Below are 24,155 nucleotides of genomic sequence, written 5' to 3'. Positions count from 1 at the left end.
CACCTGCCGAACACCCCGAAAGGCCCCGCGGAGCACCCTCCGCGGGGCCTTCGGCGTACCCCGCCGGGCAGTTGAGCGGAAAAGCGTTGCCGTACCGATATGCGGACGGGGGGTGACGCTGCGCGAAGCCAGCGCCTAGATTTCCTGCGCATTACACGGTGATCAGCGAGGGGACGGTTGCAGCAATGCCAGAGCCGGAAGCAACACCCGATACTGGGCGAAAAGGCCTCACTCCCAAGTCCATCGCCATCTGGTCGCTCGTCGCCCTGGTGGGCGCGGCGGGCTGTGCCGTACTCGCCCTCTCCCGCGGCGAGGACGTCTCCGCCGCCTGGATGCTCGCGGCCGCGCTCGGCTCGTACGCGATCGCCTACCGCTTCTACGCCCGGTTCATCGCACGGCGCGTACTGAAGGTCGACAAGACACGGGCCACCCCCGCCGAGCGCCTCGACAACGGTGTCGACTTCCATCCGACCGACCGCAGGGTGCTCTTCGGACACCACTTCGCGGCGGTCGCCGGCGCGGGCCCGCTGGTCGGCCCGGTGCTGGCCGCGCAGATGGGCTATCTGCCGGGCACCATCTGGATCATCGTCGGCGTCATCTTCGCCGGCGCCGTCCAGGACATGGTGACGCTGTTCTTCTCCACCCGGCGCAACGGCCGGTCGCTGGGCCAGATGGCCCGTGACGAGATCGGCCCGTTCGGTGGCGCGGCTGCGCTGATCGCGGTCTTCGCCATCATGATCATCCTGCTCGCGGTGCTGGCCCTGGTCATCGTCAACGCCCTCGCCCACTCCCCGTGGGGCGTCTTCTCCATCGGCATGACGATCCCGATCGCCCTGCTGATGGGCGTCTATCTGCGCGTCCTGCGCCCGGGCCGGGTCACCGAGGTCTCGGTCATCGGCGTGGCGCTGCTGCTGCTCGCCATCGTCGCGGGCGGCTGGGTCGCCGAGTCGTCCTGGGCCGACACCTTCACGCTCGAACCGGGCACCCTGGTCATCTGGATGATCGTGTACGGCTTCCTGGCCTCCGTGCTCCCGGTCTGGATGCTGCTCGCGCCGCGCGACTACCTGTCGACCTTCATGAAGGTCGGCACCATCGTGTTCCTCGCGCTCGGCGTGGTCATCGCCCTGCCGACCATGAAGATGGACGCCGTCACGGACTTCGCGACGCGCGGCGACGGTCCCGTCTTCGCCGGCTCGATGTTCCCGTTCGTCTTCATCACCATCGCCTGCGGCGCGCTCTCCGGCTTCCACTCCCTGGTCTCCTCGGGCACCACCCCGAAGATGATCCAGAAGGAGACGCAGGTCCGGATGATCGGCTACGGGGCCATGCTCACCGAGTCGTTCGTCGCCATCATGGCGATGATCACCGCGTGCATCATCGACCCGGGTCTGTACTTCGCCATCAACTCCCCCGCCGGAGTCGTCGGCACCACGGTCCAGTCCGCCTCCGAGGCCGTCGCGAACCTGGGCTTCACGATCACCCCCGAGGCACTGGCCCAGGCGGCCAAGGACGTCGAGGAGGCGAGCCTGCTCTCGCGTACCGGCGGCGCGCCGACCTTCGCCCTCGGCATGTCGGAGATCTTCTCCGCTGTCATCGGCGGTACCGCGATGAAGGCCTTCTGGTACCACTTCGCGATCATGTTCGAGGCGCTGTTCATCCTGACGACCGTGGACGCGGGAACCCGCGTCGGCCGGTTCATGCTCCAGGACATGCTGGGCAACGTCTACAAGCCGTTCCGCCAGGTCAGCTGGAAGCCGGGCGTCTGGTTCGCCAGCGCGGTGGTCGTCGGCGGCTGGGGCTACTTCCTCTGGGTCGGCGTGCACGACCCGCTGGGCGGCATCAACCAGCTCTTCCCGCTGTTCGGCATCGCCAACCAGCTGCTCGCCGCCGTGGCGCTGGCCGTCTGCACCACGCTGCTCATCAAGTCCGGCCGCCTGAAGTGGGCCTGGGTCACCGGCGTCCCGCTCGCCTGGGACGTCGCCGTCACCCTGACCGCGAGCTGGCAGAAGATCTTCTCCGAGGACCCGCGGGTCGGCTTCTTCGCCCAGCGGGACAAGTACCAGGCGGGCATCGACGCCGACAAGGTGCTCCCGCCCGCCAAGTCGATCGACGACATGCACACCGTCGTCACCAACTCCACCGTGGACGGCGTGCTGTCCGCGCTGTTCGCGATCCTCATCATCGTGGTGATCGCCGACGCGGGCCGGGTCTGCTTCAAGGCGATCAGGAACCCGGAGGGCGTCCGGCTCTCCGAGGCGCCCCACACCGAGTCCAAGCTCGTCGCGCCCGCCGGCATGTTCCCCACGAAGGAGGAGAAGGCGGAGCTGGTGGCCGCCGGACTCGGCGCCGGAGGCGGCATGCGCGAGGAGACCGCGCCGGGCGAGCCGCGGAGTGACGTGCCGACCGGGACCGGATCCGCATGAGCACGGCGAACACGGTCCGCCACCTGCGGCGCGCGGTGCGCGCGATCCGCTGGTACGTGCGCGAGCTCTCCGGCGAGGCCGTCTACGACCGGTACGTCGCCCACGCCCGAAGCTGCGACCCGGACGCCGAGGTGATGACCCGGCGGGAGTTCGAGCGCAGCCGCACCGACGCGCGGGAGGCCGATCCGCGCGAGGGGTTCCGCTGCTGCTGAGCCCTCACCGGCCGTCCGACGGGCCGCCGCCCTCCCCCTCCCGGGAAGGCGGCGGCCCGCTGCGTCAGACCCCCGGCGAACTCACCGCGCTTCCCTCCCCCGATGACAAACGCCTCTGCTTCGGCGAAGAGCTCTGACACCCAACGGCACTACATGTGGGGGGTGCTTCAAGGAGCGCCCCCCACATGTATGCTCATGCTCGCTGTCGCCGCAGGGGAATCCGGTGGAAATCCGGAACTGTCCCGCAACGGTGTGTTGGCGTGCTTTTGCGCTCCTACGAGTCCGAACACCTGCCGACAGTGCGCCCGGTCCGTCCGTTCCGGGTGCCAGAGTCGTCCGGGCCTCGCGGAGTGGGCCGGTGGACACGGAGCGCGCCCGCGTACGGGTGCGCGTGCCGTCCGCCTCCCCGTCGCCCCCCGGGCCGAGCGAGGGAGAGCCCCACGTGACCATCGCGCCAGCCGATCCGGCCGCGGCGATCGAGAGCGACGGACCCGGGACGCTACTGCTCCGGACCCTGACCGACCTCACCGCCGACCTTCCCGACACCGACCCGGGCAAGGTCGCCGCCGCCGCGCTGCGCGGCCGCAACGCCGCCTCGGACGAGGCGGAGCTGCGGGAGCTGGCCACCGAGGCGGCCGCCGGCCTGATCGCCGAGGACCCGGCCTACTCCCGGCTCGCGGCCCGGCTGCTGACCCGGACCATCGCGGAGGAGGCGGCCGGGCAGGGTGCGGTGGCGTTCTCGGCGTCGGTGGCGGTGGGGCACCGGGAGGGTCTGATCGCGGACCGTACGGCCGCGTTCGTGACCGCCCACGCGGACCGGATGGACGCGCTGATCGACCCGGCCGCCGACGACCGGTTCGGCTACTTCGGGCTGCGGACGCTGTACTCGCGCTATCTGCTCCGGCACCCGATCACCCGCAAGGTGATCGAGACGCCCCAGCACTTCATGCTGCGGGTCGCGGCCGGGCTCGCCGAGGACGATTCCGTACGCGCGCTGGACGAGGTCGCGGCGCTGTACGGGCTGATGAGCCGGCTGGACTACCTCCCCTCCTCCCCCACCCTGTTCAACTCCGGCACCCGCCACCCGCAGATGTCGTCCTGCTATCTGCTGGACTCGCCGCTGGACGAGCTGGACTCCATCTACGACCGCTACCACCAGGTCGCGCGGCTGTCGAAGCACGCGGGCGGCATCGGTCTTTCGTACTCCCGCATCCGGGCCCGCGGTTCGCTGATCCGCGGCACCAACGGCCACTCCAACGGCATCGTGCCGTTCCTGAAGACGCTGGACGCCTCCGTCGCCGCCGTGAACCAGGGCGGGCGGCGCAAGGGCGCGGCCGCCGTCTACCTGGAGACGTGGCACGCGGACATCGAGGAGTTCCTGGAGCTGCGCGACAACACCGGTGAGGACCAGCGGCGTACGCACAACCTCAACCTGGCGCACTGGATCCCGGACGAGTTCATGCGCCGGGTGAACGCCGACGCCGAGTGGTCGCTGTTCTCCCCCGCCGACGTGCCCGAACTGGTCGACCTGTGGGGCGACGAGTTCGACGCCGCCTACCGCGCCGCCGAGTCCAGGGGCCTGGCCCGCAAGACCATGCCGGCCCGGGACCTGTACGGCCGGATGATGCGCACGCTGGCCCAGACCGGCAACGGCTGGATGACCTTCAAGGACGCCTCGAACCGGACCGCGAACCAGACGGCGGAGCCGGGCCACACGGTCCACTCCTCCAACCTCTGCACGGAGATCCTGGAGGTGACGGACGACGGCGAGACGGCCGTGTGCAACCTCGGTTCGGTCAACCTGGGCGCCTTCGTGACCGGCGGTGACATCGACTGGGAGCGGCTCGACGCGACCGTCCGTACGGCCGTCACCTTCCTCGACCGGGTCGTGGACATCAACTTCTACCCGACCGAGCAGGCCGGGCGCTCCAACGCCCGCTGGCGGCCGGTGGGCCTGGGCGCGATGGGGCTCCAGGACGTCTTCTTCCAGCTGAAGCTGCCCTTCGACTCGCCCGCGGCGCGCGCCCTGTCGACGCGGATCGCCGAGCGGATCATGCTCGCCGCGTACGAGGCCTCCGCCGACCTCGCCGAGCGCAACGGCCCCCTCCCGGCCTGGGAGAAGACCCGCACCGCCCGGGGCGTCCTGCACCCCGACCACTACGACGTGGAGCTGAACTGGCCCGAGCGCTGGGCCGCCCTGCGCGAGCGGATCGCCACGGTCGGCATGCGCAACAGCCTTCTGCTCGCCATCGCTCCGACCGCGACGATCGCCTCGATCGCGGGCGTGTACGAGTGCATCGAGCCGCAGGTCTCCAACCTCTTCAAGCGCGAGACGCTGTCGGGTGAGTTCCTCCAGGTCAACTCCTATCTGGTGGACGAGCTGAAGCGGCTCGGCGTGTGGGACGCGCAGACCCGTGAGGCGCTGCGCGAGTCCAACGGCTCGGTGGCCGGCTTCACCTGGGTCCCGGCCGAGGTGCGCGAGCTGTACCGCACGGCGTGGGAGATCCCGCAGCGCGGCCTGATCGACATGGCGGCGGCCCGCACCCCCTTCCTGGACCAGTCGCAGTCCCTGAACCTGTTCCTGGAGACGCCGACGATCGGCAAGCTGTCGTCGATGTACGCGTACGCCTGGAAGCAGGGTCTGAAGACGACGTACTACCTGCGCTCGCGCCCGGCGACCCGGATCGCCCGCGCGGCCCAGGCCGCCACCCCGATTCCCGTACAGGCGACCCCGGAAGACGCCGTCGCCTGCTCCCTCGAAAACCCCGAGTCCTGCGAGGCCTGCCAGTAATGTCCGTTGAAAAAAATCTCCTCGACCCGGGCTTCGAGCTGACTCTCCGCCCCATGCGCTACCCGGACTTCTACGAGCGCTACCGGGACGCGATCAAGAACACCTGGACCGTGGAGGAGGTCGACCTCCACTCGGACGTCGCCGACCTCGCGAAGCTGACGCCGGGCGAGCAGCACATGATCGGCCGGCTGGTGGCGTTCTTCGCCACCGGTGACTCGATCGTCGCCAACAACCTCGTGCTGACGCTCTACAAGCACATCAACTCCCCCGAGGCGCGGCTGTATCTCTCGCGCCAGCTGTTCGAGGAGGCCGTGCACGTCCAGTTCTATCTGACGCTGCTCGACACCTACCTGCCCGACCCGGAGGACCGCACCGCCGCGTTCGCCGCCGTCGAGAACATCCCCTCCATCCGCGAGAAGGCGCAGTTCTGCTTCCGTTGGATGGCCGCCCTGGATGGGGAAGGGGGGGTGGAGAAGATCGAGCGTCTGGAGACGAAGGCCGACCGCCGCCGCTTCCTGCTCAACCTGATCTGCTTCGCCGCCTGCATCGAGGGCCTGTTCTTCTACGGCGCCTTCGCGTACGTCTACTGGTTCCGCTCGCGCGGCCTGCTGCACGGTCTGGCCACCGGCACCAACTGGGTGTTCCGGGACGAGACGATGCACATGAACTTCGCCTTCGAGGTCGTGGACACCGTCCGCAAGGAGGAGCCGGACCTCTTCGACGACGCGCTCCGGCAGCAGGTCACGGACATGCTGAAGGAGGCCGTGGAGGCGGAGCTCCAGTTCGGCCGGGACCTGTGCGGCGAAGGACTGCCGGGCATGAACACCGAGTCGATGCGCGAGTACCTCCAGTGCGTCGCCGACCAGCGGCTCACCCGCCTGGGCTTCGCCCCGGTGTACGGCTCGGAGAACCCGTTCGGGTTCATGGAGCTCCAGGGCGTCCAGGAGCTGACGAACTTCTTCGAGCGCCGCCCGTCGGCCTACCAGGTCGCGGTCGAGGGCTCGGTGGACCTGGACGAGGACTTCTAGTCCCGGCCCGTACGACGAAGGGGCCCCGCTCGCTTCGAGCCGGGCCCCTTCGCCGTACGCCGGTCGCCGTGCGTCAGTCGTTCGGGACGGTCTCGTAGCGCGGCGTGCCCTCGGCCATCTGCCGGAGGGCGTCCTTGCGGTCGCGCTTGGAGAGCCGGTCGATGTAGAGGTAGCCGTAGAGGTGGTCCGTCTCGTGCTGAAGGCAGCGGGCGAAGTAGCCGGTGCCGCGGACCTTGATCGGGTTGCCCTGGGCGTCCTGGCCGTGCACCTCGGCGTAGTCCGGGCGCGCCAGCGAGGCGTACGCGGTGGGGACGGAGAGGCAGCCCTCGTTGGAGTCGTCGAGGACGCGGCGGTCGGCCGGCAGGTCCTGGAGGACCGGGTTGACCACGACACCGGTGTGCCGCACGCCGTCGTCGTCCGGGCAGTCGTAGACGAAGACCTTGAGGTCCACACCGATCTGGTTGGCGGCCAGGCCCACGCCCTCGGCCGCCTTCTGGCTGGCGAACATGTCGTCGATCAGCGCCGCGAGCTTGTCGTCGAACTCGGTGACGTCCTTGCACTCCTTGTGGAGCACCGGGTTGCCGACGACCGTGATCGGGCGTGCGGTGCCGCGCTCACGGTGGGCGAGCTCACGCGCCTCGCAGTCCTCCGTGTCCACGACGAACCCGTCGTTGATCTGCTCGTCCGTCTCCTGCTGCGCCATGTCGCTTCTGCGCCTTCCTCAAAACCCCAGCGATGGTCGCGTACAGCCTACGGGCAATGGTCAGCAGACCTCTTCGAGATCCCGCCACTCACGGCTGTCCGGGCTGTCCGCGACCCAGCCGTCGAGGAGCCCGCGGACCAGGCCGGCGGGGGCCGCGATACCGCATTCGCGTTCGGGGACCCACAGCTCGCCGGGTGAGCGGTGTCCGAGCGGGCCGGGGTGGCCCGGTTCGCTGTGGTCGTGCGGGTCGAGGTGCTCGCCCTCGCCCTCGGCGCTGGGCATGGTCGACTCGGAGCAGGCACGGCAGAGCAGCCGCACCGAGGAGGACCAGTCCTCGGCGGCGAATCCGGCGTCGGCGGCGAGCTGCTCCAGGGCGTCCCGGTCGGCCTCGGTGGCGGCCTCCAGGAGGACCACCCAGGTGGGGACGGGCGAGGGCGCCCACAGCTCGATCTCGTCGAAGACGGGGTAGGAGGGCCCGGCGGTGGTGGTCCGCTCGCCGTTGGGCACGCCGTCGTGGAGGACGACCTCGCCCCAGCGCCGCCCGGACGACGGCAGCGGGATGGAGAGCACCTCGATCCGGGCCGGGTCGAGCCTGCGGCCCCACACGACCTCCGCCTCGCCCTCGGGCGAGAGCCGCACGGCCGCGCTGCCCAGCTCCATCCCGGCGGGCTCGCCCGTACCGGCAGAGGCGCCGGGCACCTTCAGTCCGTACGCCTGCCAGGCGCGGCGCGCCAGCGGCCAGTCCTGGAGCGCGGTGGCGGCGATGCCGACGTTCCACCAGTCGGGAGCGCCGGTCTCCTTGTCGAGCAGCGCGACGGCGCGCAGCCCGGCGGCCCTGGCCTGTTCCCAGTCGTGCCGGAACTTGTGCAGCAGGGCCAGGTTGAACCAGGACTCCGAGAGCCAGGGCTCCAGGTCCGCCGCGCGCGTCAGCAGCGCGCCCGCGTCCTCGTACCGGCCGTCACCGATCAGCGTGAACGCGCGGTCGGTGGCCTGCCGCCACGAGGCGGAGGGCCGATGCCGTACCTTCCCGAAGATCCTCACGATTCCCGCCTGCCGGTCGCTTCACCCTCTTGTTCGCATCCAACCATGCCCGGTTGGACGCGCGCTCATTACCCATGGGTTACCCAGGAGGGAGGGGGGTGACGCCGCCTCGTGCGAGGACTCTGGCCAGGGACTCCACCACCTCCGGATGGAAGTCGCGGGCGGTCCCGAGACGCAGGCGTTCCAGTGCTCTCAGGGCGCCGCCTGCCCTGCCTCCGGCGAGATCGTCGTACGCGTTGACGGTACGGACGATCCGGGCGGGCAGGGGCTGTTCCCGGTAGGGGTCCGCCTGCCGTTCCACGACCACGGCGACGGCCCGTGCGACCCCGGTCTGGCGTACGACGGCGCCCCCGAGCAGCGCTATCCGGCGCTGTTCCTCGGCCGGCAGGAGGGCGGTGGCGCCCTTGGGGACGGGGTCGACGAGGGAGAGCTGCCCGATGTCGTGCATGAGCGCGGCGTACTCCAGGACGGTCAGCTCGGGCCCGGACAGACCCAGCTCGCGTCCGACGGCGGTGCTGAGGGCGGCGACCCTGCGGGCGTGGCCGGGCGGGGTGTAGCCGGCGATCTCGGTGGCGCGGGCGAGGGAGGCGATGGTCTGCCCGTTGGTGGTGCGCACGGCGGTGTAGCGGCGGAAGGAGACCTGGGTGAGCAGCAGCGGCACGCAGAAGACAGGCAGCGCCCAGAGTCCCGCGGCGGCCACGCCGAGGGCCATGACGGCGCCGGTGGCGCAGACGGCGGAGCCGATGCCGATCAGGGCGCGGAGCTCGTCCCTGAGCAGTGGCCCGTAGGGGTGCCCCGTGCGGGCCCGGAGCATCAGGGCGGCGAGGACGGCGTCGCACAGGGCGGTGAGGAGGAGCAGGAGCAGCAGGAAGAGGGCGTAGGAGGGGCCCTGGCCGAGGTGGCGGGTGACCCAGCCGCTGTTGTAAAGCGGCTGGAAGCAGAGGGCGGCGAAGCAGACGGTGAGGACGCGCCGGGCGAGGTGGTCGAGGTCGGGGCCCTTGTCCCGGGCCACGTGCGGCACGATGCCGACGAGCCCGCCGGCGACGACGACCGCGATGATCTGCGGTACGTCGTGGCTGCTGGGGCTGCCCCCGCTCTCGCCGAGCAGGGCGTAGGCCAGTGCCCCGGCGGCGGCGAGCGGGGCGGGTTCCCTGCCCCGTAGCTCTTCGAGTACCGGGGGTACTCCCCGCTTTCGCGGAGCGCCCCAGCGGGCGAGCTCGCCGACGGTGATGAGGGCTCCGAAGGCGAGGGCGGTGCCGGGCTCGGCGAGGCCGTACCAGAGCGTGGAGGCGAACCCGCCGGCGGCGAGCAGGAGCGCGGAGGCGTGGACGGCCCGGACGGTGACCGTGCCGCGTCTCACCCGCGCCCCTTGGGCGCGCGGGTGCGCGGCAGGGGCGCGACACCGGTATCGGGCGCCGGGCCCGTACGGGGCGCCTCCCCGGAGTCGGGCGCCGCCTCCCGGGCGCGGGGTGCCCTGCCCGTGCCGGGCGCCTCCCGGGTGCCGGTCGCCGCCGACGGGCGCGGCTGCGGGACGCCGTCGCCCCGCAGCGGGACCTCGTCGGCGGTGACCGTCTTCTGCCAGCCGTGCCGGTCCAGGGCCCGTACCAGCGCCCGTACCATCCGCGGGTCGAAGTGGGAGCCCGCGCACCGCTCCAGCTCCGCCACCGCCGTCGCCACCGGCCGCGCCCGGCTGTAGCAGCGGGTCGACGTCATCGCGTCGAAGGCGTCCGCGACGGCGACCACGCGGGCGAACTCCGGGATCTGCTGCCCGCTGAGCCCGTAGGGGTAGCCGCTGCCGTCCATGCGTTCGTGGTGGTGCAGGATCGCCGACCGCGCCTCGCCGAGGAAGCCGATCCCCCGGACGATCTCGTGTCCGTACTCCGGATGGAGTTCGATGATCCGGCGCTCCTCCGGCGTCAGTGGGCCGTCCTTCCTCAGCACTCGCGTCGGCACCCCGAGCTTCCCGACGTCGTGGAGGATCCCGGCGAACCGCAGGATCTCCAGCCGCTCCTCCGCCATGCCCAGCTCACGGGCGATCAGCACCGAGGCGCGGCCGACCCGTTCGCTGTGCCCGCGGGTGTAGCGGTCCTTGATGTCGACGGCCTGGACGAGGGCGCGGATCGTCGCCTGGTGGGCGGCCCGTTCGCGGTGGTACTGGGCGAACACCCAGCAGGAGATGTACATGGGGAGCAGGACGAAGAGCGCGGCGACGGGTCCGTACGTACTGCGCCAGAGCACCGCCATCATCAGTCCGGCGAGCCCGTGCACCGTGTGCGAGGCGAGCGCCCGGCCGAACAGCCCGCGCCAGGCGGTGCGCGCGGACACTCCTTCGGCGGTGGCCCGGATCCCGCCGTCCAGGGCGGTCAGGACCAGGCAGAAGGTGAGCGCGGAGGCGCCGGCCGGGACCAGCACGTAGGGGAAGTCGGGGGCGTGCGGGCCGCTGCCGAGGGCGTCGTCGCGGCGCAGGGCCCCGGCGACGAGTCCGGCGGCCCAGACCGCGATCACCAGCTGGGCCGCCCGCCAGGCCCGCCGTAGCGCCGCCGGGGGCTGCTCCACCCTGGCGACGAGCGCTCCGGGCAGCGCGGTGAGCGCGGCCGCGGCGGGCGGCAGGAGCAGTGCGGCGGCCAGCAGGACGGGGAAGAAGGAGCCGGTGCCCATGGGCACCGAGCCGCCGAGCGCCCGGTTGAGGAGGCGGCAGCGGGCGGGCAGTTCGCAGACGGCGTACAGGGCGGCGAGCAGGACCACCGTGCTCCACGGGGTCTGCGCGCCGGGGCGCAGCGCGGGCGCGCAGCACACGGCGGCGCCGAGCAGGGCGCAGCAGATGTACCCGCGTGCCGCTCGTGGAATCACCATCACGCCCATCACCCCCGCCACGCTAGCGAGTCGGGCGGCCGGGGACGGCGAGGTGCGGCTGATTCGCACCTTCGGGTGATACAAGCTGATATACGCACGAGGGCCACCGCGATCAGATCGCGGCGGCCCTTCCCTCGGCGCGGGGCGTCACGCCCGCGGGGTCATTCCTGGGCGGTCGCCGTCACGTCCTGCTCGGGCACCGCTTGGCCCGAGCGGATCAGGTCGATCCGGCCCATCACCTTGGCCCGCAGGTCGGTGGGCACGTCGTCGCTGCCGCAGCACCGCTTGACGAGCTTCTTCACCGCCTGCTCCAGGCCGTACTTCTCCAGGCACGGGGAGCACTCCTCGAAGTGCACCTCGAACTTGGTGCAGTCACTGTCGGGCATCTCGCGGTCGAGGAACTCGTAGAGATGATCCAGGACCTCTGAGCAGTCCGTCTCGTGCGGCTCTCCGCAGCTCATGAGCCCGAGCCTTTCAGATCGTTCGACGACTCTCCGGCGCCCGCGGGAACCAGCCCGCGGTCGCGAGCGTAGTCCTCGAGCATGCCGCGCAGCTGGCGGCGGCCCCGGTGCAGTCGGGACATCACCGTACCGATGGGTGTCCCCATGATGTCCGCGATCTCCTTGTACGCAAAGCCCTCGACATCGGCGAGATAGACGGCAATGCGGAACTCCTCCGGGATCGCCTGGAGCGCTTCCTTGACGTCGGAGTCGGGGAGGTGGTCGAGAGCCTGGGACTCGGCCGACCGCAGACCGGTCGACATGTGCGACTCGGCGCGGGCGAGCTGCCAGTCCTCGATCTCCTCGGCGGCGCTGCGCTGGGGTTCCCGCTGCTTCTTGCGGTACGAGTTGATGAAGGTGTTGGTGAGGATCCGGTACAGCCAGGCCTTCAGGTTCGTACCCTCGCGGAACTGGTGGAACGAGCCGTACGCCTTGGCGTACGTCTCCTGCACCAGGTCCTCCGCGTCCGCGGGGTTGCGCGTCATGCGCAGCGCGGCGGAGTACATCTGGTCGAGGTAGCCGAGGGCGTCCCGCTCGAAGCGCGCGTTGCGCTCCGCGGTCGTCTCCTCGGGGCCGTCGTCGGTCCCTGTGTCGGTCCCAGTGACCGGACCCACCTCCTCCAACGCTGCGGCGAACCCGAATGCGGACCCGCTCGTTTCGGAGGATAGACGAGGAACCGCTCCGCCCGCCGCCCGAATAGGGGCGACCCTGGCCGCGGGCAGCACTGTCCAGTCGAGGTCAGCGGCCTGCGGGCGTTCGGGGCAGATGGTCGAACCCATGCGACGGACTCCCTCTTCCTTTGCTCTCACACCGATGTCCGTCACAACAGAGGTCACGCGCTCGACATTCCCGGGCGGCGACCGGGGTCACCGAAGTGACGTGGCCCACGTGGCGACTTCGGCGGCGATGAGGGCGAGGGTCTCGTCCTGGCCGACGGGAGCGCGCTTGGCGACGGCGAAGCCGTGATCGCCGTGGTCCACCTCGACGAGGGTGTACTCCCATCCGTCTCCCTCCACCACCCGCGCACGGCCGCGCCCGGGGCGCGCGGCCTCGATCCCGGGGAACTCCTCGGGTCTGCCGAAGGGGTCGTTGCCGCCCTGGACGACGAGGGTGGGCAGGCCGGTGCCGAGGAGCTCGTCGGCGCGGGACCGTTCGGGCCTGCCGGGCGGATGGAGGGGGAAGCTCAGGGCGAGTACGGCGGCCGCGCCGAGTTCCGCGCCGGTGCGGCAGGCGACCCGGGCCCCGGCGCTGCGGCCGCCGGCGATCACCGGCAGCCCCGGCTTGGCGAGCGCCGGCCAGATCCCGCGCCATCCGGCGTCCAAGGTCTTCGGCGCGGGCGCGAGCTTCTTCCCGGCGACCCGCCAGGGCTGTTCGACGAGCGCCACGCTCACCCCGTGGGCGGGCAGCGCCTCGGCGAGGGCCACCAGGTCCCGTGCCTCGATCCCGCCCCCGGCGCCATGGCCGAGGGCGAGGACCGTCCAGGGCTTCTTGCCGGGGTGCCAGGTGATCCGCGCGTCCCCGGCCCCGGTCGATACGATCTCGCTCTTCGTCACGTTCCCATCCTGCCGCCCGGGGGCGCCGGGGCGTGGCAGCGCGGGGGTCAGAAGAGCGTGCCGAGCTCCGGTCCTTCCAGCTCCTTCAGGAGCTCGGGCCCGTTGTTGCGGACGTCGCTGACCGCCGTCGCCACGGGGTAGGCCCGCATCAGGCCCCCCGGCGGCGGCGCGAGGAGGGAGCGCAGCTCCTCCACGTCCGTCCGGCGCGGGTCCAGCCAGGCGTCCCAGCGGTCCGGGGTCAGCATGAGGGGCATCCGGGGGTGGATGTCGGCCAGGGAGCGGGGTCCCTCCGCCGGTGCGACGCCCAGCGGGTCCTTCTCCGCCTCGGTGGTGATGACCGAGCACGTCACCCACCACGCCGACGGGTGGTCGTCGGGCAGCGTCCGGTCCCGCCAGAACTCGTAGAGGCCGGCCATCGCGAACACCGAGCCGTCCGCCGGGGTGACGAAGTACGGCTGCTTCCGCGGGCGCTTCTTCTTCCCCTCGACCTCCAGCTCGCGCTCGCCGGACCCGGTCACCCACTCGTAATAGCCGTCGGCGGGCAGGATGCACCGGCGCGCGGAGAAGGCCCGCTTGAACGAGGGCTTGTCGTGCACCGTCTCCGCCCGTGCGTTGATCATCCGGGCGGCGCCCTCCGGCGTCTTCGACCAGGAGGGCACGAGGCCCCATTTCAGCGTGCGCAGCTGACGAACCGGCCGGGATGATTCCGCGTCTTTCAGAGGACGCTCCAGTACCGCGTGGACCTCCTTGGTGGGGGCCACGTTCCAGTCCGGAGCCAGGGTCTCCTCGGGCTCCCACTTCTCGACCCCGAAGAGACCGACCAGGTCTTCGGGCCGCCTGCTCGCCGCATACCTTCCGCACATACGTGCCACACTGCCACGATCCACGTCAGCTCCGAGGGGGCCGTCCAGAAAATGACCGAAGTCCTCGGCACCCAGCCCGCCCCCGAGCAGTGGCTGGTGATCGCCACCGCGGTGGCCGCGCTCGCCGTCGTCGTGCCCCGGATGGCCTGGCGGCTGTCGCGCAACGCGATCACCATCGCCCACGAGGGCGGCCACGGTCTGATCGCGCTGGTCACCGGGCGCCGGCTCCAGTCCATCCGGCTGCACTCCGACACCAGCGGCCTGACCGTCTCGCGCGGCCGTCCGACGGGCCTCGGGATGATCCTGACAGCCGCCGCCGGCTACACCGCCGCCCCGCTGCTCGGCCTCGGCGGCGCCTGGCTGCTCGCCGACCACCGGATCACCCTGCTGCTGTGGGTCGCGACCGCGCTGCTGCTGGCCCTGCTCGTGATGGTCCGCAACGTGTACGGGATCTTCACCGTCCTCCTCACGGGCGGGACCTTCCTCCTGGTCTCCTGGCTGACCGGGCCGGACGTCCAGTCGGCGTTCGCGTACGCCGTCGTCTGGTTCCTGCTGCTCGGCGGGGTCCGGCCGGTCTTCGAGCTCCAGCGCAAGAGGCGCCACGGAGGCGCGCCGGACTCCGACGTCGACCAGCTCGCCCGCCTCACGCACGCGCACGCGGCGATGTGGCTCTTCCTCTTCCACGCGGTCTCGATCTGCTCACTGATCGGCGGAGGCCGCTGGCTGCTGGGGGTGTAGCCGGTGGTGCCCCACTAAAGTGAGGGGCATGACCGAACGCTCCGAGCACGCCGACCCCTCTTCCGACCTCTGGCCCGCCCCGTACGCGAGCGGAGCAGTCGACGCGACCGTCACCGTGCCCGGGTCCAAGTCGGTCACCAACCGCGGCCTGGTTCTCGCCGCGCTCGCCGCCGAGCCGGGCTGGCTGCGCCGACCGCTGCGCTCCCGCGACACGCTGCTGATGGCGGAGGCGCTGCGCACGCTGGGTGTCCGTATCGAGGAGGGCGTGGGCCCGGACGGTACGGGTGAGGCGTGGCGGATCATTCCGGCCGGGCTGCGCGGGCCGGCGACCGTGGACGTCGGCAACGCGGGGACGGTCATGCGCTTCCTGCCGCCGGTCGCCGCCCTCGCCGACGGGCCGGTGCACTTCGACGGCGACGCCCGTTCGCACGAGCGGCCGCTGCACGGCGTGATCGACGCGCTGCGGGTGCTGGGCGCCCGGGTCGAGGACGACGGCCGTGGCGCGCTGCCGATGACCGTGCACGGCGGTGGCGCCCTGGAGGGCGGCCCGGTGGAGATCGACGCCTCCTCGTCCTCCCAGTTCGTCAGCGCCCTGCTGCTCTCGGCTCCCCGCTTCAACCAGGGGGTGGAGGTGCGCCATGTCGGTGCGAAGCTGCCGTCCCTCCCGCACATCCGGATGACCGTCGACATGCTGCGGCTGGTCGGCGCCCAGGTCGACGAGCCGGAAACGGGCGGTGAGCCGAACGTCTGGCGGGTCTCCCCCTCGGCGCTGCTCGGCCGGGACCTGACGGTGGAGCCGGACCTGTCCAACGCCCAGCCGTTCCTGGCGGCGGCCCTGGTCACCGGCGGCCGGGTCACCGTCCCCGACTGGCCGGCCCGCACCACCCAGCCCGGTGACGCGCTGCGCGAGATCTTCACCGAGATGGGTGGCTCCTGCGAACTGACCGACGCCGGGCTGACCTTCACGGGCACCGGCCGGATCCACGGCATCGACGTCGACCTGGGCGAGGTCGGCGAGCTGACCCCCGGCATCGCGGCGGTCGCGGCGCTGGCCGACTCCCCGTCCACGCTGCGCGGCGTCGCCCATCTGCGGCTCCACGAGACGGACCGGCTCGCGGCGCTCACCAAGGAGATCAACGAGCTGGGCGGCGATGTGACGGAGACCGAGGACGGTCTGCACATCCGCCCGCGCCCGCTGCACGGCGGAATCTTCCGCACGTACCACGACCACCGCATGGCGACGGCGGGCGCGATCATCGGCCTCGCGGTCGAGGGCGTGGAGATCGAGAACGTGGCGACGACGGCCAAGACGTTGCCGGACTTCCCAACGATGTGGACCGAAATGCTCGGAGTCTGAGCCATGCGGCGTTACGGGAAGCACACCGACGAGGACGACATCCGCCAGCGGCCCAACCGCAAGGGCAACCGTCCGCGCACCAGCATCCGCCCGAAGCACGAGGACGCGGTCGAGGGCATGGTCCTTACCGTCGACCGGGGCCGGCTCACCGTACTGGTGGACGACCGGGTCGTCATGGCGATGAAGGCGCGCGAGCTGGGCCGCAAGGCCGCGGTCGTCGGGGACCGGGTCTCCCTGGTGGGCGATCTGTCGGGCGAGAAGGACACGCTGGCCCGGATCGTCCGGATCGGTGAGCGCCGCTCCGTCCTGCGCCGCACGGCCGACGACGACGATCCGTTCGAGCGGGTGGTGGTCGCCAACGCCGACCAGCTGGCGATCGTCACGGCGCTGGCCGATCCCGAGCCCCGGCCGCGGTTGATCGACCGCTGTCTGGTCGCCGCGTACGACGGCGGTCTCACCCCGCTGCTGGTGCTGACGAAGTCGGATCTGGCGAAGCCGGACGAGCTGCTGGAGATGTACGGCGCGCTGGGTGTGCCGTACGTGGTGACCACGCGCGACGAGTTCGTGGACGGGGTGGCGGCGGAGCGGGTCCACGAGCACCTCAAGGGCCGGACCACGGCGTTCGTCGGGCATTCGGGCGTCGGAAAGACGACGTTGGTCAACGCCCTGGTGCCGGAGGACAGGCGCCGGTCGACGGGCCATGTCAACGCCGTCACGGGCCGTGGCCGGCACACCACCACCTCCGCGCTGGCGCTGCCGCTGGACGACCCGGCCGGCGGCTGGGTGATCGACACCCCGGGCGTGCGTTCCTTCGGCCTGAACCATGTGGACCCGTCCCGGGTGATCCTCGCCTTCCCCGATCTCGTACCGGGTACGGAGAACTGCCCGCGGGCCTGTAGCCATGACGAGCCGGAGTGCGCGCTGGACGCGTGGGTGGCGGAGGGGCACGCGGATCCGGCGCGGCTGTACTCACTGCGGCGGCTGCTCGCCACCCGCGAGCGACGCGAGGGCGACTGAGCCGCGCACGTTGGCGGTCGCCCGCCGCCGGTAAGTGCATAATCGCACCGAGTGGGGCGAAGCAGTCACCGACGGCGTGGGAGGCACTGACGATGGCGTGGCTGCTGGTGGTGCTCGCCGGGATCCTGGAGACGGGGTTCGCGGTCTGCCTGAAGCTGTCGCACGGCTTCACCCGGCTCTGGCCGACCCTCGCCTTCGCGGTCTTCGCCCTGGGCAGCTTCGGTCTGCTGACCCTGTCGCTGAAGAAGCTGGACGTCGGCCCGGCGTACGCGGTGTGGACCGGGATCGGCGCGGCCGGTACCGCGATCTACGGAATGGTCTTCCTCGGGGACGTCGTCTCCACTCTCAAGATCGTCTCGATCACGCTGGTGATCTGCGGCGTCATCGGTCTCCAGCTCTCGGGTTCGTCCCACTGAGGGACTGCCCACCGAGGGACTGCCGCACCCGCATCCGGGCCAGTTCCTCCCGGACCAGGAAGAGGGGATCGGCCGGATCCCCCGGCGCGACGACACTCGACAGGGTGAGGCGCAGGACGATCTCGCAGGAGCGCAGTGTCTCGGCCTCGCCGCCGGTCGGCCATGCCGTGCGCAGCGCGGCGGCGGCCCGGTCCCTGGCCTGACCGAGCAGCTCGGCGGGGGTCGGCGTGCCCGCGTCGGCGCGCCGTTGGGCGGGGACGGCGGCGGCCCGGGAGCGGGCTCTGGCCGGGCGGGGCATCGGGAGGCGTTCGCCCCAGCAGCCGGTGAGCAGGGCGCGCAGCAGCGGGCGGGCCCGGGCCTGAGTCAGGGTCCACTCGGCGACGCCGACGAGGTTCCGCTCGGGTGGCGCCGGCACGGCGAGCAGTCGCTCGACGCCCTGGAGGTACACGTCGGCCTCGCGTCGCACCAGGGCACGGGCCAGACCCTCCTTGCTGCCGAACTCGTTGTAGAGCGTCTGCCGGGAGACCCCGGCGGCCGAGGCGACGTCGACCATGCGGACGGCGGACCAGGGCAGCGTCGAGAGGGCCGTGAGCGCGGCGCCGAGCAGGGCCTCACGGGCAGTCGGCATCGTCGCCTCCCGGCCAGAACGGTTCTGCGCTCAGCGTTGACGGGCGACCACGCACTGTCAAGGGCTCTCGTGTGACCACGTGTCTTCGGGGGATAGAGTTTCGACCATGGCCGATTACCACGATGATCTGCGTCTCGCCCACGTTCTCGCGGATGCCGCCGACGCGGCCACCATGGACCGGTTCAAGGCGCTCGACCTCAAGGTCGAGACCAAGCCGGACATGACGCCGGTGAGCGAGGCGGACAAGGCCGCGGAGGAGCTGATCCGCGGCCAGCTGCAGCGGGCCCGGCCGCGCGACGCGATCCTGGGCGAGGAGTACGGCGTGGAGGGCACGGGCCCCCGCCGCTGGGTGATCGACCCGATCGACGGCACCAAGAACTACGTCCGCGGGGTGCCCGTCTGGGCGACCCTGATCGCGCTGATGGAGGCCGGCGACACCGGTTTCCAGCCGGTGGTGGGCGTGGTCTCCGCTCCGGCGCTCGGCCGCCGCTGGTGGGCGGCGAAGGGCGCGGGCGCGTACACCGGCCGCAGCCTGACGTCGGCGACCCGTATGCACGTCTCGAAGGTCGGGGAGCTGGCGGACGCGTCCTTCGCGTACTCCTCGCTGAGCGGCTGGGAGGAGCGGGGCCGGCTGGAGGGCTTCCTCGACCTCACGCGCGCGTGCTGGCGGACCCGGGCGTACGGCGACTTCTGGCCGTACATGATGGTCGCCGAGGGTGCGGTGGACATCTGCGCGGAGCCGGAGCTGTCCCTCTGGGACATGGCCGCGACGGCGATCGTGGTGCAGGAGGCGGGCGGCACGTTCACCGGCCTGGACGGTCAGCACGGTCCGCACAGCGGCAACGCGGCGGCGTCGAACGGACTCCTCCACGGCGAGCTGCTGAGTTATCTCAACCAGAAGGGCTGATCACCCCGGGCGCCCCCAAGGCGCCTTGCACGCCCCCTTGTTGGCTCCGTCTCCCGATGCCACTCTGAGAGTCCCCCCACTTGTGAACTTGTGAATCGGTTCTCGTTGAAGGCGGAACCTGTTCGCCAAGGAGGTGGCTCCATCCATGCTCGTCCGTGACGCCATGACCACGTTGGCCCTGACCCTCGGACCCGCCCACACCCTCCGCCAGGCGGCCCGGCTGATGTCGGCCCGCCGCGTCGGCGCGGCCATAGTCCTCGACACCGACACCAGCGGGCTCGGCATCCTCACCGAGCGCGACATCCTCAACTCGATCGGCGCGGACCAGAACCCCGACCTGGAGACCGTCGGGGCGCACACCACCAACAACGTCGTCTTCGCCGCACCGACCTGGACCCTGGAGGAGGCCGCGGAGGCCATGACGCACGGCGGCTTCCGCCATCTCGTCGTACTCGACGGGAAGGGGCCGGTCGGCATCGTCTCGGTGCGCGACATCATCCGGTGCTGGACACCCGCGCTCCGGAGCACGCACTCACTGGCCGGGTAGCGCACGGACAGCGCGAAAGGGCCGGACTCCCTCGCGGAAGTCCGGCCCTCTCTGTCTACGACAAGCGTCCTCAGCCGCGCAGGGCCTGGACCGCGGCCTCGAGCCGCTTGCCGAAGTCACCGTCCGCCTGGCGGAAGTTGTTGATCGCCCGCTCGGCGATGTCGTCACGCGACACCTTGGCGATGAAGCCCGCCAGGTTGTCGATGAGACGACCCTTCTCGTCCTCGGACATCAGGCGGTAGAGGTTCCCCGCCTGGACGAAGTCGTTGTCCTCGGAGTGGATCGGAGCGGCGTGGTCGCCGGTCATACCCGTCACCGGGACCGGCTGCCACAGCGGGCGGTCGATCTGGTGCGGGCCGCCGAAGGAGTTCGGCTCGTAGTTCTTCGCGCCCTTGTGGCGGCCGTCGTACAGGAAGCCGTCACGGGAGTGGGTGCGCGCCTCGGTGGCGTGCGGGCGGTTCACCGGCAGGTGGTCGGCGTTGATGCCGACGCGGTAGCGGTGGGCGTCGCCGTAGGCGAAGAGACGGCCCTGGAGCATCTTGTCCGGGGACGGGCCGATGCCGGGCACGAAGTGCGCGGGGCTGAAGATCGACTGCTCGACCTCGGCGAAGATGTTCTCCGGGTTGCGGTTGAGCTCCAGCTTGCCGATCTCGATCGGCGGGTAGTCCGCGTGCGGCCACACCTTGGTGAGGTCGAACGGGTTGAAGCGGTAGGTGGCCGCCTCGGCCGCCGGCATGATCTGGACCTGAACGGTCCAGCTGGGGAAGTCACCGCGCTCGATGGCCTCGCGCAGGTCGCGCTGGTGGCTGTCCGGGTCCTCACCGGCGAGCTTGTTGGCCTCGTCCTGAGTGAGGTTCTTGATGCCCTGGTCGGTCTTGAAGTGGTACTTGACCCAGAAGACCTCGCCGGCCTCGTTGTTCCACTGGAAGGTGTGCGAGCCGAAGCCGTCCATGTGGCGGTACGAGGCGGGGATGCCGCGGTCACCGAAGAGCCAGGTCACCTGGTGGGTCGACTCGGGCGAGAGGCCCCAGAAGTCCCAGACGTTGTCCGCCTCCTGCGAGCCCGTGTACGGGTCGCGCTTCTGGGTGTGGATGAAGTCCGGGAACTTGATGGCGTCCCTGATGAAGAACACCGGGGTGTTGTTGCCGACGAGGTCGTAGTTGCCCTCTTCGGTGTAGAACTTCAGCGCCCAGCCGCGCGGGTCGCGCACCGCGTCGGCCGCGCCGAGGTTGCCGGCGACGGTGGAGAAGCGCAGGAACGTCTCGGTCTGCTTGCCGACCTCGGAGAGGAACGCGGCACGCGTCCACTGCGAGACGTCACGGGTGACCGTGAAGGTGCCGTACGCGCCCGCACCACGTGCGTGGACGACGCGCTCCGGGATGCGCTCGCGGTTGAAGTGGGCGAGCTTCTCGAGGAGGAGCTGGTCCTGGACGAGGACGGGACCGCCGACGCCCGCCGTCTCGCTGTTCTGGTTGTCGGCGACCGGTGCTCCGGCCTCCGTGGTGAGCGGTCCCTGCGTCACGTGCGCCTCCTGCGTCAATTCCTGCAAGTCCTGTCCTTCGGCCGACTCCCCGGTCACACGCCCCGAGGAAACACTTGGCCAATGCCGGGTTCGATCCTACGATAGACATTGTCTAAGTCAAGTTAACTTCCAAAGTCACACCCGTTCGGGACCGGATCCCATGACTGTTAGGCTGGCCCTATGAGTGACCTGTTGGAACGACTGCGCGGCCGCGGCTGGCGGATGACCGCGCAGCGCCGCGTTGTGGCCGAGGTCCTCGACGGGGATCATGTGCACCTGACCGCCGACGAGGTCCACGCGCGCGCTGTGGAGAAGCTGCCGGAGATCTCCCGGGCGACCGTGTACAACACGCTGGGCGAGATGGTCACGCTCGGCGAGGTCATGGAGGTCGCGACGGACAGCCGCGCCAAGCGGTACGACCCGAACGCGCACCGCCCGCACCAGCACCTGATCTGCGGCCGCTGCGGCGCGATCCGTGACGTACACCCGGCGGGCAACCCGCTGGCCGACCTCCCGGACTCGGAGCGCTTCGGCTTCACGATCTCCGACGTCGAGGTCACGTACCGAGGCGTCTGCCCGAACTGCGCCGCCTCCGCCTGAGACACGCCCTCGGCCTGGGACGACGAGAAGCCCCCACCGCGGTGGGGGCTTCTTCCATGTCCGGATCCGGACGGGCGCGCCGGCACGCATGACGAAGGCCCGGATCTCACGCATGACGAAGGCCCGGATCCAGTGACTGGATCCGGGCCTTCGTCGCTACTGAGTAGCGGGGACAGGATTTGAACCTGCGACCTCTGGGTTATGAGCCCAGCGAGCTACCGAGCTGCTCCACCCCGCGTCGGTGAACCCAACCTTACGGGACGCCCACGACCAGCGCAAATCCCTTCCGCGCCGGCCTACGCGGTCAGCTCCTGGTGCAGCGCCTCACTCAGGCGTGCGGCCCGCTCGGCCACCTCCGCGGGGCCCAGCTCCACCGCGCGGGCGCACCAGCGCCGCCCCTCGGACAGCTCGCCCCGCCGCGCCGCGAGCAGCGCGAGGCGCAGGGCGGCGCGGCCGTGCCCCGCGCGGGCCGCGCGGGTCCACCACAGGGCCGCCTCGCGCTCGCTGCCCTCGCGGGCCAGGAGCAGACCGAGGTTGAAGGCGCCGTTACGGCTGCCGGCCTCCGCCGCCTCGCGGTACCAGTGCGCCGCCTCCGCCACGTCACCGCGCGCGGCGGCGAGCATGCCGACCCGCACCTGGGCGCGCCGGTGTCCCTGCTGGGCGGCCCGCTCGTACCACTCCTCGCACTCGCTCTTCTCCTCGCGGGCGGCGCCGAGCTCGGGCGGTCCCGGCTCGGGCCGGCGCGCGTCGAGGACGGTGGCGAGCCGGAACGCGGCCTCGGGGCTGCCCCCGCCCGCCGCGCACCGCAGGTACCGCTCGGCGGACTGCTCGTCGCCGTCCCGCAGGCAGGCGATGCCGACCTGGAGGGCGGCCTCGGTGTGCCCCGCGGCGGCGGCGCGTTCGTACCACCGCAGCGCCGTACGGTCGTCGTCGCGACCCGCGTAGAGGATGCCGAGATTGAAGGCGGCGTCGACGCTGCCCGCCTCGGCCGCCTTGGAGAACCACGGCTCGGCACCCCCGGCGTCGCCGGCCTGCAGGAGCAGCACGGCGAGGGCGTTGGCCGCCTCGCGGTGCCCCGCGTAGGCGGCCCGGCGGTACCACTGCTCGGCCTGCTGGGTGCGGTCCTGGGCGGCGCAGAGCAGCCCGAGGTTGTACGCCCCGTTCACATCGCCGGCGTCCATCGCGGCGCGGTACCAGCGCTCGGCCGTCTGCTGCTCGCCCCGGGCGGCGTGCAGGGCGCCCAGCGCGTTGGCGGCGTTGCCGTCGCCGTCCTGGGCGGCGCGCAGCCACCACACGGCGGCGCTCTCCTCGTCACCGGCGTCCCGCAGCAGGAACCCGAGCGCGCAGGCGGCCTTGGCCTCGCCCGCCTTGGCGGAGCTGAGGTACCAGCGGCCGGCCTCCTTGAGTTCGCCCCGCTTCTCCAGGATCGCGCCGAGGTGGAGCGCGGCCCGCCGGTGACCGCGCGCGGCGGCCTGCCGGAACCACTGCTCGGCCTCGGCCAGGTCGTCCCCGGGCGGCACGGTGCCGGCGGCCCCGGCGCCCGCACGGGTGGCGGGGCGGGCGGCCTCGTCGGGGCGCTCGCCGGTGGCCGCCGCGTGCGGGACCGCGCCCGCGTCCGTGCGGCGGTCGGTGCCGGCTCCCGCGCCGATGCCGTGCGGGGCCGTGGCGGCCCCCGTGACGGGGCCTCCGGCCACGCCGGTGGCGCGGCGCTCCAGGGTGCGGGCGAGCCGGTAGGCGGCCTCGCGGTGGCCGCGCTCGGCGGCGGCGCGGAGCCAGCGCTCGGCCCCGACGTCGCTGCGGTGCTCCAGGAGGTCGGCGAGGGCGTACGCGCCCAGGGCGTGGCCCTGCTCGGCGGCCTGGCGCAGCCAGTACTCGGCGGCCGGTTCGTCCCCGCGCTCGCGGTGGTGGCGGCCGAGCGCGTGGGCGGCGGCGGCGGAGCCCGCCACGGCGGCGACGCGCCACCAACCGGCGGCCTCGTCCGCGTATCCGCGCTGGTGCAGCAGCACCCCCAGGTTGTTGGCCGCGGCACGGTCCCCCTCGGCCGTGGCTCCGCGCAGATACGGCTCGGCGCCGTCCAGGTCCCCGCGGCGCAGCAGCAGCGCGCCGAGCACGCTCATCGACGCGGCGTCGCCGTTCTCGGCGGCGCGGCGGTGACGCGCCTCGGTCTCGGTCTCGTTCTCGGTCTCGGCGGTGGTGTCGACGGCCGCATCGACGGCTCCCGCGGCCTCGATGATGTCATCCGCGGCATTCTTGGCGTGCCGCTGCACAAACCGCCCTGTCTCCAACAGAGTTGCCCTGTCCCCCATAAATCCCATCGTCGCACCACCCGCAACGCGCGTACACCTGGTATACCGCAGCCAGTGAGGTCACTTCGGCGTTTTGTCGACATGCCCACAGAGAGATAAGTCAAACACGTCTCGCCCCAACTCGCCCCATCCCACGCGGCCTTCGGGACG

At 71.6% G+C, this 24,155-nt stretch carries 22 protein-coding genes, 1 tRNA gene and 1 riboswitch; of the genes, 11 read left to right on the top strand and 12 right to left on the bottom strand.

Annotated elements, in window-relative coordinates; all coding sequences use genetic code 11:
• Window positions 1-185: 185 nt before the first annotated feature.
• The 4 genes from ACWDX6_RS17855 to ACWDX6_RS17840 all read left to right on the top strand — a co-directional run bounded on the left by ACWDX6_RS17855 (window position 186) and on the right by ACWDX6_RS17840 (window position 6,454).
• The gene (locus ACWDX6_RS17855; protein ID WP_451485842.1) at window positions 186-2,423 is read left to right on the top strand and encodes a carbon starvation CstA family protein; all 2,238 of its coding nucleotides are present in this window, start codon (window positions 186-188) and stop codon (window positions 2,421-2,423) included.
• Window positions 2,420-2,635, top strand: coding sequence for a YbdD/YjiX family protein (locus ACWDX6_RS17850; RefSeq protein WP_451485841.1), 216 nt, complete (start codon window positions 2,420-2,422; stop codon window positions 2,633-2,635). The genes ACWDX6_RS17855 and ACWDX6_RS17850 overlap by 4 nt, the downstream gene beginning before the upstream one ends.
• Before the next feature lie 189 nt (window positions 2,636-2,824).
• A riboswitch (cobalamin riboswitch) is annotated at window positions 2,825-2,947 on the top strand.
• Window positions 2,948-3,077: 130 nt separating this feature from the next.
• Window positions 3,078-5,426 carry a ribonucleoside-diphosphate reductase subunit alpha gene (locus tag ACWDX6_RS17845; RefSeq protein WP_451485840.1) on the top strand — a complete coding sequence of 783 codons (2,349 nt, stop codon included), beginning with the start codon at window positions 3,078-3,080 and terminating at the stop codon, window positions 5,424-5,426.
• Complete coding sequence (locus ACWDX6_RS17840) at window positions 5,426-6,454, top strand: ribonucleotide-diphosphate reductase subunit beta (protein ID WP_451485839.1); 1,029 nt, start codon at window positions 5,426-5,428, stop codon at window positions 6,452-6,454. Before ACWDX6_RS17845 ends, ACWDX6_RS17840 begins: the two co-directional genes overlap by 1 nt.
• Window positions 6,455-6,527: 73 nt before the next feature.
• Here the strand turns inward: ACWDX6_RS17840 and def are convergent, their stop codons facing one another.
• The 8 genes from def to ACWDX6_RS17800 form a co-directional block, all read right to left on the bottom strand.
• On the bottom strand, window positions 6,528-7,157 hold the full coding sequence (gene def, locus ACWDX6_RS17835) for a peptide deformylase (RefSeq protein WP_356894528.1): 630 nt from the start codon (window positions 7,155-7,157) through the stop codon (window positions 6,528-6,530).
• Between the two features lie 60 nt (window positions 7,158-7,217).
• Window positions 7,218-8,198 (bottom strand): tetratricopeptide repeat protein, encoded by a 981-nt coding sequence (locus tag ACWDX6_RS17830; protein ID WP_318103157.1) that lies wholly within the window; start codon window positions 8,196-8,198, stop codon window positions 7,218-7,220.
• Between the two features lie 79 nt (window positions 8,199-8,277).
• Entirely contained in the window at window positions 8,278-9,558 is a 1,281-nt protein-coding gene (locus ACWDX6_RS17825; RefSeq protein WP_451485838.1) for an HD-GYP domain-containing protein, read from the bottom strand.
• Window positions 9,555-11,054 (bottom strand): HD-GYP domain-containing protein, encoded by a 1,500-nt coding sequence (locus ACWDX6_RS17820; protein ID WP_451485837.1) that lies wholly within the window; start codon window positions 11,052-11,054, stop codon window positions 9,555-9,557. The genes ACWDX6_RS17825 and ACWDX6_RS17820 overlap by 4 nt, the downstream gene beginning before the upstream one ends.
• Before the next feature lie 158 nt (window positions 11,055-11,212).
• On the bottom strand, window positions 11,213-11,512 hold the full coding sequence (rsrA, locus tag ACWDX6_RS17815; protein ID WP_361436466.1) for a mycothiol system anti-sigma-R factor: 300 nt from the start codon (window positions 11,510-11,512) through the stop codon (window positions 11,213-11,215).
• Window positions 11,509-12,165 (bottom strand): sigma-70 family RNA polymerase sigma factor, encoded by a 657-nt coding sequence (locus ACWDX6_RS17810; RefSeq protein ID WP_352186978.1) that lies wholly within the window; start codon window positions 12,163-12,165, stop codon window positions 11,509-11,511. Before ACWDX6_RS17810 ends, rsrA begins: the two co-directional genes overlap by 4 nt.
• Window positions 12,166-12,417: 252 nt before the next feature.
• The gene (locus ACWDX6_RS17805; protein WP_451485836.1) at window positions 12,418-13,104 is read right to left on the bottom strand and encodes an alpha/beta hydrolase family protein; all 687 of its coding nucleotides are present in this window, start codon (window positions 13,102-13,104) and stop codon (window positions 12,418-12,420) included.
• A gap of 47 nt (window positions 13,105-13,151) precedes the next feature.
• The gene (locus tag ACWDX6_RS17800; protein ID WP_451485835.1) at window positions 13,152-13,967 is read right to left on the bottom strand and encodes an SOS response-associated peptidase; all 816 of its coding nucleotides are present in this window, start codon (window positions 13,965-13,967) and stop codon (window positions 13,152-13,154) included.
• A 51-nt stretch (window positions 13,968-14,018) separates the two neighbouring features.
• Here ACWDX6_RS17800 and ACWDX6_RS17795 point away from each other — a divergent pair, with 51 nt between their 5' ends.
• From ACWDX6_RS17795 to ACWDX6_RS17780, 4 genes are all read left to right on the top strand, one after another.
• Complete coding sequence (locus tag ACWDX6_RS17795) at window positions 14,019-14,705, top strand: M50 family metallopeptidase (RefSeq protein WP_451485834.1); 687 nt, start codon at window positions 14,019-14,021, stop codon at window positions 14,703-14,705.
• 28 nt (window positions 14,706-14,733) lie between these two features.
• Window positions 14,734-16,062 (top strand): 3-phosphoshikimate 1-carboxyvinyltransferase, encoded by a 1,329-nt coding sequence (gene aroA / locus ACWDX6_RS17790; RefSeq protein WP_451485833.1) that lies wholly within the window; start codon window positions 14,734-14,736, stop codon window positions 16,060-16,062.
• A gap of 3 nt (window positions 16,063-16,065) precedes the next feature.
• Window positions 16,066-17,079 carry a ribosome small subunit-dependent GTPase A gene (gene rsgA, locus ACWDX6_RS17785; RefSeq protein ID WP_451485832.1) on the top strand — a complete coding sequence of 338 codons (1,014 nt, stop codon included), beginning with the start codon at window positions 16,066-16,068 and terminating at the stop codon, window positions 17,077-17,079.
• 92 nt (window positions 17,080-17,171) lie between these two features.
• Window positions 17,172-17,495, top strand: a complete 324-nt coding sequence (locus tag ACWDX6_RS17780) for a DMT family transporter (protein ID WP_403288383.1) — start codon at window positions 17,172-17,174, stop codon at window positions 17,493-17,495.
• Here ACWDX6_RS17780 and ACWDX6_RS17775 read toward each other — a convergent pair.
• Window positions 17,461-18,123 carry a TetR/AcrR family transcriptional regulator gene (locus tag ACWDX6_RS17775; RefSeq protein ID WP_451485831.1) on the bottom strand — a complete coding sequence of 221 codons (663 nt, stop codon included), beginning with the start codon at window positions 18,121-18,123 and terminating at the stop codon, window positions 17,461-17,463. The two genes, ACWDX6_RS17780 and ACWDX6_RS17775, sit on opposite strands and share 35 nt — an antisense overlap.
• A gap of 106 nt (window positions 18,124-18,229) precedes the next feature.
• On the opposite strand from ACWDX6_RS17775, the gene hisN reads away from it, so the two are divergent.
• Both hisN and ACWDX6_RS17765 read left to right on the top strand, forming a co-directional pair.
• Entirely contained in the window at window positions 18,230-19,030 is an 801-nt protein-coding gene (gene hisN / locus ACWDX6_RS17770; protein WP_451485830.1) for a histidinol-phosphatase, read from the top strand.
• Between the two features lie 145 nt (window positions 19,031-19,175).
• Window positions 19,176-19,577: a CBS domain-containing protein gene (locus ACWDX6_RS17765; protein WP_451485829.1), complete on the top strand. Its 402-nt coding sequence runs from the start codon at window positions 19,176-19,178 to the stop codon at window positions 19,575-19,577.
• A gap of 70 nt (window positions 19,578-19,647) precedes the next feature.
• Here the strand turns inward: ACWDX6_RS17765 and ACWDX6_RS17760 are convergent, their stop codons facing one another.
• Window positions 19,648-21,099 carry a catalase gene (locus ACWDX6_RS17760; RefSeq protein WP_451485828.1) on the bottom strand — a complete coding sequence of 484 codons (1,452 nt, stop codon included), beginning with the start codon at window positions 21,097-21,099 and terminating at the stop codon, window positions 19,648-19,650.
• A 180-nt stretch (window positions 21,100-21,279) separates the two neighbouring features.
• Between ACWDX6_RS17760 and ACWDX6_RS17755 the strand changes: the two genes are divergently transcribed.
• Window positions 21,280-21,699: a Fur family transcriptional regulator gene (locus tag ACWDX6_RS17755; protein ID WP_451485827.1), complete on the top strand. Its 420-nt coding sequence runs from the start codon at window positions 21,280-21,282 to the stop codon at window positions 21,697-21,699.
• A 164-nt stretch (window positions 21,700-21,863) separates the two neighbouring features.
• Here ACWDX6_RS17755 and ACWDX6_RS17750 read toward each other — a convergent pair.
• A tRNA-Met gene (locus ACWDX6_RS17750) sits at window positions 21,864-21,937 on the bottom strand.
• Window positions 21,938-21,995: 58 nt separating this feature from the next.
• The gene (locus tag ACWDX6_RS17745) at window positions 21,996-24,014 is read right to left on the bottom strand and encodes a tetratricopeptide repeat protein (protein WP_451485826.1); all 2,019 of its coding nucleotides are present in this window, start codon (window positions 24,012-24,014) and stop codon (window positions 21,996-21,998) included.
• Between the last annotated feature and the right edge of the window lie 141 nt (window positions 24,015-24,155).

This window comes from Streptomyces sp. NPDC003027 (assembly GCF_053591435.1).
This window is presented reverse-complemented; position numbering and strand designations above follow the sequence as displayed.

Bases quoted from the DNA above. Each gene is read 5' to 3' on its own strand.
- ACWDX6_RS17855 (WP_451485842.1), top strand. From the start codon at position 186: ATGCCAGAGCCGGAAGCAACACCCGATACTGGGCGAAAAGGCCTCACT.
- ACWDX6_RS17850 (WP_451485841.1), top strand. From the start codon at position 2,420: ATGAGCACGGCGAACACGGTCCGCCACCTGCGGCGCGCGGTGCGCGCG.
- ACWDX6_RS17840 (WP_451485839.1), top strand. From the start codon at position 5,426: ATGTCCGTTGAAAAAAATCTCCTCGACCCGGGCTTCGAGCTGACTCTC.
- def (WP_356894528.1), bottom strand. From the start codon at position 7,157: ATGGCGCAGCAGGAGACGGACGAGCAGATCAACGACGGGTTCGTCGTG.
- rsrA (WP_361436466.1), bottom strand. From the start codon at position 11,512: ATGAGCTGCGGAGAGCCGCACGAGACGGACTGCTCAGAGGTCCTGGAT.
- ACWDX6_RS17800 (WP_451485835.1), bottom strand. From the start codon at position 13,967: ATGTGCGGAAGGTATGCGGCGAGCAGGCGGCCCGAAGACCTGGTCGGT.
- ACWDX6_RS17795 (WP_451485834.1), top strand. From the start codon at position 14,019: ATGACCGAAGTCCTCGGCACCCAGCCCGCCCCCGAGCAGTGGCTGGTG.
- aroA (WP_451485833.1), top strand. From the start codon at position 14,734: ATGACCGAACGCTCCGAGCACGCCGACCCCTCTTCCGACCTCTGGCCC.
- rsgA (WP_451485832.1), top strand. From the start codon at position 16,066: ATGCGGCGTTACGGGAAGCACACCGACGAGGACGACATCCGCCAGCGG.
- ACWDX6_RS17780 (WP_403288383.1), top strand. From the start codon at position 17,172: ATGGCGTGGCTGCTGGTGGTGCTCGCCGGGATCCTGGAGACGGGGTTC.
- ACWDX6_RS17775 (WP_451485831.1), bottom strand. From the start codon at position 18,123: ATGCCGACTGCCCGTGAGGCCCTGCTCGGCGCCGCGCTCACGGCCCTC.
- hisN (WP_451485830.1), top strand. From the start codon at position 18,230: ATGGCCGATTACCACGATGATCTGCGTCTCGCCCACGTTCTCGCGGAT.
- ACWDX6_RS17765 (WP_451485829.1), top strand. From the start codon at position 19,176: ATGCTCGTCCGTGACGCCATGACCACGTTGGCCCTGACCCTCGGACCC.
- ACWDX6_RS17755 (WP_451485827.1), top strand. From the start codon at position 21,280: ATGAGTGACCTGTTGGAACGACTGCGCGGCCGCGGCTGGCGGATGACC.
- ACWDX6_RS17745 (WP_451485826.1), bottom strand. From the start codon at position 24,014: ATGGGATTTATGGGGGACAGGGCAACTCTGTTGGAGACAGGGCGGTTT.